Origin of the sequence: Planctomicrobium stercoris, assembly GCF_051465655.1 — a bacterium.
Lineage (GTDB): Bacteria > Planctomycetota > Planctomycetia > Planctomycetales > Planctomycetaceae > Planctomicrobium.
This window is the reverse complement of sequence record NZ_CP195791.1, coordinates 2,006,256-2,019,725: the sequence shown is the minus strand read 5'-3', so window position 1 is coordinate 2,019,725 and position 13,470 is coordinate 2,006,256. Positions and strand designations below refer to the sequence as shown.

Below are 13,470 nucleotides of genomic sequence, written 5' to 3'. Positions count from 1 at the left end.
TGTGGAATCTGCACCTGTGGAGTGCGATCCGAGTTGAAGTTGAGAAACCGTGATCCCTTGGACATGGTCCTGATCGAGAGGCCCGGCGGTGTACGAAGAATTCTTTGGCTTTGAGCAACGTCCCTTCTCCACGACCCCCAGCGGAGAAGACTTCGTCGGGATTGCTCCGTTTCAGGATGCACTCGATTCGCTGGTCCATTGCGTTACTCAGGCCCGGGGAATCGCTGTCATTACCTCTGCCCCAGGGCTCGGAAAGACGATGCTCTGTCGGCGACTGGCGAAGCTGCTCCAGCAGAACGTCCGCAGCATCTATCTGAGTGCGGCCGGGATGGAGTCACGTCTGGGGTTGCTGCAGGGAATCCTGTTCGAACTCAACATGGGCTATGTCGGTCTCACCGATCAGGAAGCCCGGCTGAAGATCTATCAGGCCGCCCGCGATGCGAAAGCGGATCACCGCGGGTTTCTCCTGATCGTCGATGAAGCCCATCTGTTGTCCCATCGGCTCCTCGAGGAGGTCCGCACGCTGACGGAATACGCTCCCGATGGCGAGAACCTGATTCAGGTTGTTCTGTGCGGATCATTCGAACTGGAAGAGACGCTCGCCGACCCTGCATTGACCTCGTTCAATCAGCGGATCGGGCTGCAGATCTGTCTGAATCCCTTGTCGTTGAATGACTCCGCACGGTTCATCAGCGAACGATTCAAAACATGCGGGCAACCGGACGTCTTCTCCGTGATCGATGAGGATGCACTGGAGTTAATCTGCCGGGCCAGCGACGGCAACCTGCGCTGCCTGACCCAGCTCGTCGATCACGCCTGCCTGCTGGCGTTTGCTGATGCCGTACAACCAATCGACCGGCAGCACGTTCGAAGCGCTCTCGACAGCCTGAAGGAACTCCCCTTGCGTTGGAACGATGTCCCCGGCGAACTCGCCGCAGAACCGGTGAATGACTCCTGGGTCGACCCGCTGGAAGAAATCGAACTCAATCAGGACGAGTCGATGATCCTCCCGCGTCCCCGCAGAATCTCTCCCACAGAGCAGGAAACCGATGAGTTTCCGATTCCGGAATTCCTGCGACTCGACGACGGCTCCATCGCCTCGGCGCACGATGCACTGGAAGTCGGTGCTGGCGAACACGAAACGCCGACGCTGCCGCTTGAATTGTCGCAGCCCGTTTCCGAATCTCCCCCCGCGGACTACGCCGTCTTCGAATTTGGAGCAGGGCTCGACACGGAAGAGACTCAGACGCACGCTGCGACGACATCCACCGTCGAGGAGCCGCAAGCGATTCAGTCTCCCATCGAGATCCTCGAATTTCCGCAGCCTGTGATCAACCCGCCTGCGTACGCACCGTCACTCTGCGGGCCGGAGATGATCGAAACTCCGGTGATCGACCGCTATACGCTGCTCGACCGGATCTACGAACTCCCTGAAGAACGCCGGAGCGAAATTGACCTCAGCTCTCTGGATGTTCCACAAGAGTCGTTCGATCGCGCATCTTCTGCTGTGGACACCCCCAGCACTCCTGTCAGCATTCCTGAAGAGGATGTTCTGGAACTCGTCCAGCAGATCCGCAGGGAAGTCCGCGAACAGATCCTTCCTCAGCAGACCGCGGGCGCGACCCTGCCAGGTCCCCATCACCAGCTGCCGCAGATTGATCTGCCTGTTAGTGAGCAGCCTGAGGAGCGTGCGGAAGAGAGCACGCCAGCGGAATCAGCGCCGCCGCGTCGCTTCGAACAACTCTTCACCCGCCTGCGGTTGCGGCGCAGAAAACTGGAATCGGATCAGCAGTCACGGTAAGCCTGTGCATTCAGACCTGTCTGTGCGGCGAACCTTTGGCGAAGACCTGATGACCTCCCAGCTCCAGTGCGATGATCAGGACGAGTAACATCGCCAGGATGATCACTTGCTTCCAGGGGATCGGCTCTGCTTGAGGACCGATCCCCATTTTCTTTGACAGGCCATCCCAAAACCGGATCCCGACGGGGACGGTGACGAGGCCGAACACCCCCAGCTGCCAGCGCGGTGTTCCCAGCTGCACCAGATCGAAGGCGTCCCCGACCGGCGCTACGATCGCGGAGCCGAGATAAGCCCCGTTCGCAATGAGGCAGAACCCCGCGAAGAAACGTAGACAGGGTTCCCATTCGCTTCTGAGTTGACGGCCAGCACCCCAGACCAACAGGGGTACAATGCTCGCCACCACCGGCCCCGACCACACCACGAACTCCGGCCACGGTTTTGGTCGAATGGCCGTTTCCGATATGTGAAGCGGATGCAGGTCAACATGCAGGATCGTTCCCCCGACCATCCACGCAGCCAGAACGTGTCCCAGCTCGTGAATCACCTGCATCAGCAACCACGAGACGAGTCCCAGGCACAACGCAAACAGGACAACTCGAGTCCATGAAGTGGAATTCAGCCCGTTTGCCACTTTCGTTTCCGTTTTGAGCGATGGTAAACTTCATGAGGTGCAAGCCCGCACGTTCCATTGGAACAGAGTTCCGTCGGGAATGCATCACAAAGCCTGTTGATGGAAGTAGACATGCCGCCAGACCTGCGAATCCCTGATGTGTTGCTGCAGCAGCTGCGCCAACTCCGGAATCGGATTGTCGGCGTCTCCGTCGCAGATGGGATCGGCCTGACACTGCTGGTCGTCTCCATCAACGTGGCGATCGTTCTGGGGCTGGACCTGCTGTTTGATCTTCCGTTGAATGCTCGCGTCGGTCTGGTGGCGACCGTGCCGGTCTGTGCTGCCGGAGTGATCATCTGGAAAATTCTGCGTCCGTTGGCAGCTCGCTATCAGAGTACGGAACTGGCGGTCGTTGTCGAAGAGGCTCACCCGGAACTTCGCGAGCGGTTACTTTCAGTTGTAGAACTTCAGGCAGCCTCGGAACGGGGCGAAGACGCCGGCTCGGAATTGATGCGTTCAAAGCTCGTCCAGCAGACGGTCGACTTCGCGAGCACTCATGCATTTGCGGACTCCGTCGATGCCACCCGCGCGATTCGCCGCTGCTGGCTGGGAGGAATTGCGTTCTTCGCACTCCTGCTTCCACTGGTGTTCGCGACGAATGCCTATGCGGTTCTGCTCTCCCGGTTCCTGAATCCATGGGGAAATTATGAGCGGTTGCAGAATCTGGTGCTCACCGTCGACAATGCCGACCGGGTTGTCGGTCGTGGAGATGACGTCTTGATCACCGCCCGTCCCAGCTGGCGATTCCGGGAAGGGACGCTTCCCCAGGCAGCGTGGCTTGAGTGGACTCATTCGATTCATAACGATGGGGATGGAGCTGGTCCGGCTTCATCCGCGACCTCACGACGCATGGACTGGAACGATGCGGAAAAGTGCTATTCCGTCGTTCTTCCTCGCGTCGACACGGCTTTTGATTTCACGGTCTCTGCGGATGGGTCTCGCACGCGTCGTCATCGAATCGATGTGGTCGACCGACCTGAAGTCACCCGGTTCTCCGTCGACATCACTCCCCCCGCATACACAGGAGCGGCCGCCAGTCATCATGACGCCCTGCTGGGTGAAATTCTGGCCCTTGAACAAAGCCAGCTCAAGCTCGAATTGACGTTCAACAAGCCGGTTGTCGAAGCGGAATTTCTGTGGCTGGAAGGCGAGACCCCTGCGGCCCGCGGTCGTCGCTCCGGCAAGGATGCGGAACTCGTGGACGGCAGTCCCGTTCGTTCCAGGACGGTACTGCCCCTCGCCCCCCACCGAACATCAGCTTCGCTCAACATGATTGCTGCGCTCGATGGCCCTTCAGGCCGGTTCGTTGTTCGCACTCGCGACGAGCACGGACTGCAGGCCCGCGTCGAGCCGCTGCGACGACTGACGATTCAACCGGATCAACCTCCAGTGATCGCCTTCGCCGACAATGAGCAGCATGCCTCCGCCCGCCCTCAGGACCTGCTGCGCATTCCGCTGCAGGCGAGCGATGACTACGGACTGTCCATCGTCGAACTGCATTACGAACTGCTCCGAAACAGCGTGAAGGAATCTGGCATCATCCCGGTCGCTCCTGCAGATTTGACAGGAAAGTTCTTCAGGGGAGACGTGACACTGAACCTCGACCGGCTGCAGGCGACACATGGAATGCAGGTCGCCATCCGGGCACGGGCCACCGACGGCCGCCCGGTTCCCGGCCCCAACGAGACCTGGACCGGAACTCGACTGATCCAGATTCTTGAAGACGCCAAACCGTATGGAGAGCAGACGCTCGCGGATTCCCAGCATCGCATGGATCAGGCGATGGACAACCTGAAAGGGGAGATCGAAAAACAGCGTCAGACAGCCAGACAGCTGCAGACGGAAGCGCAGACCAACGAAGCCCGACGGGAAGACTGGAACGCCGATGACCGCGCAGCTGCATTGGAAGATCAGATCCGGGACCTCTCACAGCAGATGCAGAAGCTGAGTGCGGTGATGGAACAGAAACCGCTCTTCCAGCCGCTGGCGGAAGAGGCCCGCAAGATCGCCGAACGGGAACTGGCACAGGCGGCCGCTAAGGTGGATGAAGCCCGCGAAGCTGCTCTCCCTCAGAAGCAGCAGAAACTCTCCGACGCTGCCGACCGTCTGCAGAAGGCCGAAGAATCGTTGAAAAAGATTCAGGAGAAACACCATCAACTTGCACAAACGCAGCGTGAACTCCTCGAGCTGAACCGACTGGCTGAGAATACCGAACAGCTCGCTGAGCAGGTTGATGAACTGATTCAGAAGCAACCGCGGACTCCGGCAGAGCAGGGGGCAGAGTCTAACCCTCAACGCGAACTGTGGAATCAGGATCATCAGCGACTCGTCTCGCGACACCAGCAACTGGAACGGGATCTCGACAAGGTTCTGCAGGACCATCCCGACCTGCTGGAGAAGGCACGCGAGAATCTGCAGCACCAACTGGCTGCATTGGGCGAACAGGCTGATCAACTGGCTCGCCAGCAGCAGGCGCTGGCCAATTCAAATCGCGAAGCCGCCCGGCAAAAGGCCCAGGAGTCGGGACTGCGCCAGAAGCAGGACCAGCTGCTGCAGGATGAGAAACAACTGGCGGAAGCCTTGAAGCTGCCAACCTCCGAAGAGATGTCTGTCCACGGAACGCAGGAAACCCGGCAGGCGCGTCAGAACTTCGAAGAGGGAAACTTTACCGATTCGAAAGAACAGCACTCCCAGGCTCAAAAGCAGCTCGAACAGCTTGCAAACGCGTTAAGAGAAAATCAGAAGCTCCCGACCGATCCGGGTGAGGCTGCCCAGGCATTGAAAGACCGGCTGCAGGCCCTGTCGGAGCAAGTGAGTCAACTTCCCCCCGAGGCAACCGCAGACTCTCAGGCGGAGATGAGTCGGCTGGCAGCAGAGCAGTCCGCCTTTCAAAGAGCGATTGCAGAGATCCCTCCAACGGAATCGCTCCAGGAACTGCGGCAACAGGTCATGGACCGCACGCAGGAAGCTGCGCGGCAACTTGCCGGGAATCATCAACCGGCAGCTCAGGATCAATTGAAACAAGCTGAAGAAGCGATGAACAAATTGGCCGAGGCCATTCAGGCCGCGTTGCAGGAGCCTTCGCAGAAGGAAGCAATGGCCGCGGAAAACGTGCAGGCCGAGATCCAGAAAGAGCGGGCCCGCACACAGGAACTCAGCGAGAAAGCAAGTGAACTCGCCAGACAGCAGCAGGCGATGACGGACGAGATTGCGAACTTCATTCGCGCTCAGGAGGAGTCGATGGCAGCGACCCCGACAGAGCAATCGGGTGAGAAGAATCCCGCAGACGCTTCCTCTCCAGCGGACCTCGCCGATGCCCAGCAGGATCTCGCCGCCGAGTCCCGCATGCTGGGCGAAGAAGTGCGTGATCTCGGCCTGAATCAGGAGAATGTGAACCGCACCTCTTCCGAATTTCCGAACGTGGCCCGCGCAGCATCGCACGAACTGGGAGAAGCGAACTTCCAGAGAGCTGCCGAAAGGGCGAAAGAAGCTGCCGAGAAAGCCCGCGAGTTTGCCGACGTGCTGGCCCAGCAGGCTAACGACACCATTCCCGAGCGTCTGCGGGATCAGGCTGCCCGCGCAAGTCAGCAACAGCAGGCACTCGCCGATCAACTTCAGGCGTTGGCAGATTCCCCCCAGCAGCAGGCTGCATTCCGTTCGCAACGTCAGGAACAACTGCAACAGCGTTCGAAGCAGCTCGCCCAGGAGTTGTCCACACGCGCAGAACAACTCGGACTCAAGCAGATCGATCGTCCCGCTCAATCTGAAACCGCAAAGCAGGGGGAAGACCAGCTCAAGCAGGCCAATGATCTTCTGCAGGAGTCGATTCACTCCGAGCAGGCAGGTAACGTCGGCCAGGCTGCCGAGTCCGCACTCAAAGCCGCAGAAGCGCTGCGACAGGCGGCCAACCTTTCCCGCCAGGCCTCCAACGGCGGAAACGCCCAGCGTGCCCCCGAGAATCCCGCGCAAGGGGAAGCTGGTCAACAGGTCGCGGAGTCATCACAGCATCTCAATCAGGCCGGACAACAACTCGCCCGCCTGGGTGAGCCGATGCAAACAACGGAATCCCCCTCTCGCGAACAGGCTCCTCAGGAATCGGACTCGGAGAAATCGACCAGCGACAACGGCGAAAAGCAGATGGCTGAGGATTCGTCAGGAGAGCACGAAATGCGCGGAGGAGATTCACTGTCTGAAGAGCAGGCGACTGGACAGTCCGATGCTTCTCAATCGCTGCGTCAGGCGGCTCAGAACATGCGGCACGCAGCTCACCAGATGGGTCTTTCCGCGAACGCACAGCGGACCAACGGGCCGCAGCCTCCCAACGGTCGGGATACCAACGAGTCCACTGGATCGGCCCCGAATGACACCGCATCGAACGGCGACGCCAATCTGCGAGAACTGCAGAACTCGCTGGGAAAGGTCAGCGGTCGCGACTGGGGGAAACTCCCCGGCACGCTGCAGACCGAACTTCTCGAGTCGTCCCAACGACAACGCGATGCCGCCTACGGGAGCCTGATCCGCAAATACTTCGAAGAGATTTCGAAAGCACGTTCTCCCGAGTTGAACGAATCTCCCCGGAAGTAGTTTTGTTCCCTCCTTCGTTCCCGCCCGCAGACCTTCCACCACTCAATCAGGATTGAATCATGAACTTCGCGAAGCAGGCGCGGCGCCGGACAGTTCTCGCTGGGACCAGCCTGGGCATGCTCCTTTGTGTTTGTTGTGTTGTCGCCAACTCTCAGGCGGAAGAACCGGCGGCTCCCGAACGGCCTCGACGAATCTACCTGGACGAGTTTCGACCGACTCCCATGCTCAAGGGGGAAATGCATGAACTGACACGTGCGAAGTTTCCCTGCGTGAATGTGCACAGCCATCCCGGTCGGCTCACGAAAGAAGAACTCGACGAAATGGTCCGGGTCATGGATGAAGCGAATATCGCTGTCAGCGTGAGCCTCGATGGCGGTCTCCGGGGCAGCAAATTCAGCGATCACTACTATCAGCTGATGCAGAACTACCCCGACAGGTTCACGGTGTTCTTATGGATTGATTACGTCGGCGATGGCCACCGCGACGACCCGTCCACCTGGGATGTGCATCGTCCCGGATTCGGACAGCGGGCTGCCGACCGGCTCAGCGAGGCGGTCAAACTGGGAGCCAGCGGACTGAAAGTCTGGAAAGATCTGGGACTCTATATGAAGGATCCTGCCGGGAAGCTGATCATGCCGGACGATCCCCGTTTCGATCCGATCTGGGCCAGGGCAGGGGAGTTGAAAGTCCCGGTTCTCTGGCACTGTGCCGACCCCCCGGCATTCTTCACCCCGACGGATGAAAAGAATGAACGCTGGGAAGAACTGTATCGCCATCCCGAATGGAGCTTTCACGGCCCAGGATTTCCGAGTCATCAGGAGTTGATGGATGCCAGAAACCGCGTGATTGCCAAGCATCCGGAAACAGTCTTCATCTGTGCACATATGGCTGAACAGTCCGAAGACCTGCGACAGCTGGGCGAGGAACTGGATCGCTATTCCAATATGAATGTTGAGATCGCCGCGCGGATTTCCGAACTCGGACGTCAGCCGTATTCGTCAAGGAAGTTCTTCATGAAGTACGCCGACCGGATCCTCTTCGGAACGGACGGAATTCCCCCCATGACCGAGCTGATCCCGCACTTTCAATATCTGGAGACCTGGGACGAATATTTTCCTTATGAAGACAATCCCTTCCCCCCGCAGGGACTCTGGAATATTTACGGGATCGGCCTGCCAGACAACGTCCTGCGAAAGGTCTACAATGAGAACGCCGCCCGGCTGATCCCGGGTGTCGCGGAGAAAGTCAAAAAGTATTCACAGCAGCATCCGGAACAATCGCCGGCTGTTGATCCGCAGGAGTAAATGAATTCAGAAGCAGCAGCCGGACTCAGATTGCCGCACTCGGCAAGTGCGGTCTGCATTACTCGCACTCTCACAGAGACCATCCCCGAAACATTCTCATCCTTCCCACAGGACCCTTTCCATGCAGACCACTCAAACGCGATCCCGCCGTCCCCTCGTTCATCTGTGTCTGGCGCTGGGAATGCTTTTCTCGTCAGTTTCCACATCTTCAGCTGAAGACAAGAAACCGGCGGAAACCATCAGCCTCTTCGATGGCAAGACGCTGACAGGCTGGGAACTGCTCGATCCGAGCAGTTCCGGGGCTGTGGTCAAGGAGGGAGTTCTCGTTCTGGAACAAGGCGAACCGATCAGCACGATCGTCTGGAAGGGAGAGAAGCTTCCCACAGTCGATTACGAATTCAGCATGCAGGCCCGCCGGGTCGAGGGGAGTGACTTCTTCGCCACGCTGACATTCCCGGTCAAGGATGAATATTGCTCACTGGTGCTGGGAGGCTGGGGCGGGGGACTGATCGGACTCTCCAGCGTCAACGGCGCGGATGCCTCCGAGAACGAAACGACCGACTACTTCGAATTCGAGAAGAACAAATGGTACACGATCCGCGTACGCGTCACCCAGACCGCCATTCAGGCCTGGATTGACGACAAGCAGATCTGCAACCTGGACATCAGCGAGAAATCACTGTCAGTTCGGATCGAGATGGAACGCTCCAAGCCGCTGGGACTCTCCAGTTACCGGACGACCGGTGAACTCCGCAATTTGAAGATTGAAAAATTGACCGCCACGAAGAAGGGGCAGGCAGATCAGTGAGTGAGCAACGAAAAATCCAGGCAGTCGCGTTCGACCTCGACGGCCTGATGATCAATACGGAAGAAGTCTTTCACCTGACCGGAACCGAACTACTGAGGCGACGCGGAAAGATTGCGACGCGGGAACTCTTTCACGCAATGATGGGGCGGCGCACCCGCGAAGCGTTTCAGGCCATGATCGACATGATGTCACTCACCGACTCCATTGATGATCTCAGCGCCGAATCGGAAATCATCTTCGAAGAGTTTCTCGAAGTGCATCTGACCACCATGCCCGGGCTCTATGAACTGCTGGATGCGATCGAAGCCAGTGGGGTTCCCAAAGCGGTAGCCACATCGTCCAACCGCGTTTACCTGACCCGCATGCTGAAACGGTTTGACCTGCTGGATCGGTTCGATGATCTCCTCAGCGGGGATGACATTTCGCACGGAAAGCCGCATCCGGAGATTTATCTGACCGCCGCCAGCAAGCTGGGGGTCGATCCGGCCCACATGCTGGTCATGGAAGACAGCGAAAACGGAACCCGTGCTGCGGTGGCGGCCGGGGCGTATGTCGTTTCGGTTCCGCATGACCATAGCCGGCACCATGATTTTCGAGGGGCCCAGGGGGTCGCGACGGCACTGAATGATCCCATCATCATGAACCTGTTCCAACCACATGCCTGAGAACGCCAGCCGAAAAATCCGGTGGGGAAGGGTGTCCGCCGGGCTCGGGCTGGGGGTATGCCTGCTCTCTCTGGGAGTGCTGCTGTTGTTCGTCGGTCTGCAACGTTCCATGATCTACGCTGCCCGCAAAGGGGCTGTCCCGCTGGCCTCACCGTTACTCCCCGCGGACTCTCTCAGCGAAGTTCTTGTCTCGACTCCCGACGGCGTGACGCTGCATGGCTGGCTTTCCAGAACAGACTCCCCTTTGAATCTGTCCTCCCGGCCGCTGGTGATTCTCTTCCCGGGGAATGCCGGCAACCGCGCATCGCGGGCTCCCGTCCTGCAGGACTTCAACCGCTGCGGCTGCGATGCATTGATCTGCGACTATCGCGGCTATGCGGAGAACGAAGGACAACCCAGCGAGAAGGCATTCATCGCGGATGCACATGCCATCTGGAATGAAGCGGTCCAGCGTCTTGGATACTCTCCCGATCAGATCGTTCTCTGCGGACAATCACTGGGGGGAGGCGTCGCTGTTCAACTGGCCGCTGACCTCACTCAGGCAGGCACTCCGCCAGCGGGCCTGATCCTGCGGGCGACCTTTACATCCCTCACCGATGCCGCCAAGTTCCTGTATCCATGGCTGCCGGTCCGCACTTTTCTGATTGACCGCTACGACTCACTGAAGCGCATTGGCGAGATCACCTGTCCGGTTCTCGTGATCCATGGAAAGCAGGACACGATCGTCCCGTATTCTCAGGGCGAGAAGCTCTTCGCCGCTGCGCCGGCGACTTCATCACATGGGATCGAGAAGACATTTCTCTCGCTGCCGGGCTCCGGTCACAACGACCTGCAGCTGACCGCAGCGGGAGAAATTCATCAGGCACACAGTCGATTTCTCAGCAAGATTTTCGCTGCGGATTCCGCGTCTCCGGCTTCTTTTCAAAGCCCGTAGCGACTCTGAGTTTAATGCTTTCGATCTCTTGGTTCCTTGAATTCTGAATCACTCGCCTTGTGAATCTTTCAGATCAGTAACAAAAAAGCCGGACGCTTGGGGCGTCCGGCTTGGCAATTCAGCACCGTCTCACAATCACTTCTGGGCGCGGGTGGCGGCCATCTGGGCTTGCAGATCGGCCACGTAGTCCAGAGCGATGTTGAGAACTTCATCTTCATAAAACCGCTTCGGGAAGATCGGGTCGCCGGGCTTGGGGGTGGCCCCTTCTTCGGCGGTCAGGGCTTCAGCTTCTTTCTTCGCCTGTTCGTCTTCGCCCCGTTCCTTCTTCGCCTGTTCTTCGTTCAGCGTCAGCTGGGTTTTGTCCTTGCGGGCCAGGTAACGTTCGATCGAAGAGTTCAGCTTCTGGAAGTCTGAAGAGGCGGCAATGCGGGCTTCGCTCTTCTTCTGCAGGTCGGCGACCACTTCCGGGCTGACCATGCGGCCTTCCGAGTACTTCACAGCCGGAACCTGATCAAACGGAACCGCATGATCCAGGAACGCTTCGCCAAGGTCCCAGTGATCGATCATCGAAGGAAGAACGATGTCCGAGCGAACCCCGCGGTTCTGCGTACTGTCGCCGTTGACGCGGTAGAACTGCTGAATCGTGAGCTTCAGCTTGCCGCGATCTCCCTGTTTGACCCGGCTGAAGAGCTGCCCGGGAGCCACATCCATCAGGTTCTGCACAGTCCCTTTGCCGTGTGTGGTCGTATCCCCGATGATGATTCCGCGACGGTAATCCTTGATCACCCCGGCGAAAATTTCGGATGCGGAAGCGGCCAGTCGATTGTTCAGAATGATCAGCGGACCCCCGTACTTGATGCCCGGTTCGCGATCATCCAGAGCCTGCACGAAGCCGCTGGGCTCTTTGACCTGAACGACCGGCCCCTTGTCGATGAAGTGTCCGGAAACTTCAATGGCTTCGGTCAAAGCACCGCCGCCATTGTTTCGCAGGTCGATGATCACGGCATCAACGCGTTCTTTGGCGAACTGGTTGAGCACATTGGCGACATCGACTGCGGCACTCTTGAACTCGCCGCCCCCCTGAGCACCAGCGAAATCGCGGTAGAACGAAGGAAGGCTGATCACACCGATCTTCCCGGGTCGGCCAAGCCGCTCATTCCCGTCGATGATCTCGCCTTTGACTTCAGAGTCGTTCAGCTCGATCTTCTTGCGGGTCAGGGAGATAATCTTCGTCTCGCCGCCGTTTTCCGGTTTGACCTGCAGGCGGACGACAGTGCCGCGGGGCCCGCGAATCTTGCGGACCACTTCACTCAGCTTCATCTCAAAAATGTCGACGATCTCGCCATCTGCATTCTGTCCGACGCCGATGATCTTGTCGTTGACCTTCAGGCTTCCTTCCTCGGCAGCAGCTCCGCCCGGAACAATCGACGCCACGACGGTGAACCCGTCATCGGCCCGCAGTGCTGCTCCGATCCCGTCCAGGCTCAACCGCATCTGGATTTCAAAATCTTCCCAGCTATGAGGAGACATGTAGGTCGAATGGGGGTCGAAACACTGCGAGAGGGCAGTCAGGTAGATTTCCAGTTCCTCGCCGGGAGAATACTGATCGACCATCAGCTGAATATTGCGGTACCGCTTGTTCAGGCGATCGCGGGCTTCTTCCGTGGTTTTACCGTCGAGCTTTTCCTGAAGCAGGTCGTACTTCACACGTTTACGCCAGCGTTCGTCCAGCTCAGCCTGATCGGCCGCCCAGATCAACTTCTTGGGATCGGTCTCGATGGTTTCATCAACCGTGAAGTCGGGATCTTTGGCAACCAGGGCATGGGCCACTCCGATCTGGTGATCGAGTCGCTTTTTGTAGCGATCGAAGACCTTGTAAGCGAAGTCGACATTTCCCGCTTTGATTTCGTCATCCAGCGTGGTGCGATGAGCTTCGAATTCCTTGATGTCCGACTGCAGGAAGTAAAGTTTCTGAGGATCCAGGTCTTTGATGAATCCGTCCAGCAGCATGCTGGAAATCTTGTCGTTGATCTCGCCACGGCTGAGATGAAACTTGGGAATCATCTTGGCGACGAGTTTTGCCGTTTCCTGGTCAGCCGGATCGGCGGAAGAGAGTTTTTGTGCGAACGCGGTGGACAGCCCCAGCAGCAGCAAGGCCACTGCAGTAAAGCGTCGGACCCGAGTCGCGTCGAAAGATGCCATGCTGATCGCCTGCTCTAATGTTGCCGCGAAAAAACATGTCAGAGACTGGGCGTCCCGTCCATGCGAGGATCACGGTCAGTTTGGTTGTTGACTCGATGTCGAGTTGTCTTTGAACCAGCTTCCATATTGCCGGTTCCGCTCTACCGTCGAAAAGCACGGGTCTGAACAGATCCCCCCAGCCAAACTGGCGGACAGAATTCCGGTCAGAAACGAACCAATCCCTGCAGAGAGTTCGATGTAGAAGAAATGCTATCCCATGAGGAAGAACAGGACAAGACGCGATGGGGGGGGGAAGAAGGGGCGAGAGTTCAGAGTCCAGAGTCCAGAGCCGGAGAAGGGATCAAGGGCAGGTCGACAGAGTTGCGGACTGTCCAATTCGTCTTCGAGACAAGGATCACGAATTTTCTCCGCTCTCAGCTCTGGACTCTCGACTCCCAAAAACTCGTCTTGAGCAAAATTTGCCGGACCCCCTATATTCCCGCTGATCGCTGCGCCCCGGGTC

At 58.3% G+C, this 13,470-nt stretch carries 8 protein-coding genes; 6 read left to right on the top strand and 2 right to left on the bottom strand.

The window, feature by feature from the left end; translation table 11 throughout:
• The first annotated feature begins 88 nt into the window (after positions 1-88).
• Complete coding sequence (locus SH661x_RS08300) at positions 89-1,801, top strand: AAA family ATPase (RefSeq protein WP_437229860.1); 1,713 nt, start codon at positions 89-91, stop codon at positions 1,799-1,801.
• A gap of 10 nt (positions 1,802-1,811) precedes the next feature.
• Here the strand turns inward: SH661x_RS08300 and SH661x_RS08295 are convergent, their stop codons facing one another.
• Positions 1,812-2,432, bottom strand: coding sequence for a M50 family metallopeptidase (locus tag SH661x_RS08295; protein ID WP_437229858.1), 621 nt, complete (start codon positions 2,430-2,432; stop codon positions 1,812-1,814).
• Between the two features lie 111 nt (positions 2,433-2,543).
• On the opposite strand from SH661x_RS08295, the gene SH661x_RS08290 reads away from it, so the two are divergent.
• The 5 genes from SH661x_RS08290 to SH661x_RS08270 all read left to right on the top strand — a co-directional run bounded on the left by SH661x_RS08290 (position 2,544) and on the right by SH661x_RS08270 (position 10,766).
• Positions 2,544-7,055: a DUF4175 family protein gene (locus SH661x_RS08290; protein ID WP_437229856.1), complete on the top strand. Its 4,512-nt coding sequence runs from the start codon at positions 2,544-2,546 to the stop codon at positions 7,053-7,055.
• 59 nt (positions 7,056-7,114) lie between these two features.
• The gene (locus SH661x_RS08285) at positions 7,115-8,359 is read left to right on the top strand and encodes an amidohydrolase family protein (RefSeq protein ID WP_437229853.1); all 1,245 of its coding nucleotides are present in this window, start codon (positions 7,115-7,117) and stop codon (positions 8,357-8,359) included.
• A gap of 121 nt (positions 8,360-8,480) precedes the next feature.
• Positions 8,481-9,167: a 3-keto-disaccharide hydrolase gene (locus SH661x_RS08280; RefSeq protein ID WP_437229851.1), complete on the top strand. Its 687-nt coding sequence runs from the start codon at positions 8,481-8,483 to the stop codon at positions 9,165-9,167.
• Complete coding sequence (locus tag SH661x_RS08275) at positions 9,164-9,832, top strand: HAD family hydrolase (protein ID WP_437229849.1); 669 nt, start codon at positions 9,164-9,166, stop codon at positions 9,830-9,832. The genes SH661x_RS08280 and SH661x_RS08275 overlap by 4 nt, the downstream gene beginning before the upstream one ends.
• Positions 9,833-9,863: 31 nt before the next feature.
• Positions 9,864-10,766 carry an alpha/beta hydrolase gene (locus tag SH661x_RS08270; RefSeq protein WP_437229847.1) on the top strand — a complete coding sequence of 301 codons (903 nt, stop codon included), beginning with the start codon at positions 9,864-9,866 and terminating at the stop codon, positions 10,764-10,766.
• A 135-nt stretch (positions 10,767-10,901) separates the two neighbouring features.
• Here the strand turns inward: SH661x_RS08270 and SH661x_RS08265 are convergent, their stop codons facing one another.
• Positions 10,902-12,968, bottom strand: a complete 2,067-nt coding sequence (locus SH661x_RS08265) for a carboxy terminal-processing peptidase (RefSeq protein ID WP_437229845.1) — start codon at positions 12,966-12,968, stop codon at positions 10,902-10,904.
• Positions 12,969-13,470 lie beyond the last annotated feature (502 nt).